Raw genomic sequence first — 1,233 nt, 5'->3', positions numbered from 1 at the left:
TTCCAACAAAAAGGGCGCCCGAGAGGCGCCCTTTTCACGAGTTGTCGCGGTTGCGGCTTACTCGATGATTTTCGACACAACGCCGGCGCCGACGGTGCGGCCGCCTTCGCGGATGGCGAAACGCAGGCCGTCTTCCATCGCGATCGGTGCGATCAGCTCGACGGTGAAGCCGACGTTGTCGCCGGGCATGACCATCTCGGTGCCTTCGGCCAGGGTCACGGTGCCCGTCACGTCAGTCGTACGGAAGTAGAACTGCGGACGGTAGTTCGCGAAGAACGGGGTGTGACGACCGCCTTCTTCCTTGGTCAGGATGTAGGCTTCGGCTTCGAACTTGGTGTGCGGTGTAACCGAACCCGGCTTACACAGAACCTGACCACGCTCAACGCCGTCACGGTCGATACCGCGCAGCAGAGCGCCGATGTTGTCGCCTGCTTCGCCGCGATCCAGCAGCTTGCGGAACATTTCAACACCGGTACAGGTGGTTTTCTGAGTGTCGCGGATGCCGACGATTTCAATCTCGTCACCAACGTTGATCACGCCACGCTCAACACGGCCGGTCACAACGGTACCACGGCCCGAGATCGAGAACACGTCTTCAACAGGCATCAGGAACGGCTTGTCGACTTCACGCTCAGGGGTGTCGATGTAGTCATCAACAGCCGCCATCAGTTCCTTGATCTTCTCTTCGCCGATTTCCGGGTTGTTGCCTTCCATCGCGGCCAGAGCCGACCCTGCGATGATCGGAACATCGTCGCCGGGGTAGTCGTAGCTGGACAGCAGTTCGCGAACTTCCATCTCAACCAGTTCCAGCAGCTCTTCGTCGTCAACCTGGTCAACTTTGTTCATGAAAACGACCATCTTCGGGATGCCAACCTGGCGGCCCAGCAGGATGTGCTCGCGGGTCTGCGGCATCGGGCCGTCAGCAGCGTTCACAACCAGGATCGCGCCGTCCATCTGAGCGGCACCGGTGATCATGTTCTTGACGTAGTCGGCGTGGCCGGGGCAGTCGACGTGCGCATAGTGGCGGTTGTCGGTCTCGTATTCCACGTGGGCGGTCGAGATGGTGATGCCGCGCGCTTTCTCTTCCGGCGCACCGTCGATTTGGTCATACGCTTTGAAGTCACCGAAATACTTGGTGATCGCTGCGGTCAGCGTGGTCTTACCATGGTCAACGTGGCCAATCGTGCCGATGTTGACGTGCGGTTTTGTACGCTCAAACTTTTCCTTTGCCAT

At 59.3% G+C, this 1,233-nt stretch carries 1 protein-coding gene; it reads right to left on the bottom strand.

Features of this window, described 5'->3' with window-relative positions; genetic code table 11:
* Nucleotides 1-57 precede the first annotated feature (57 nt).
* Nucleotides 58-1,233: elongation factor Tu (gene tuf / locus ACR0IY_RS21950; protein WP_170499253.1), on the bottom strand; the 1,176-nt coding region annotated here is incomplete at its 5' end.

The sequence above is a fragment of the Ruegeria sp. BC1 genome (assembly GCF_056539305.1).
Note: the sequence above shows the minus strand (reverse complement) of the source record. Positions and strands in the feature narration are given on the sequence as shown.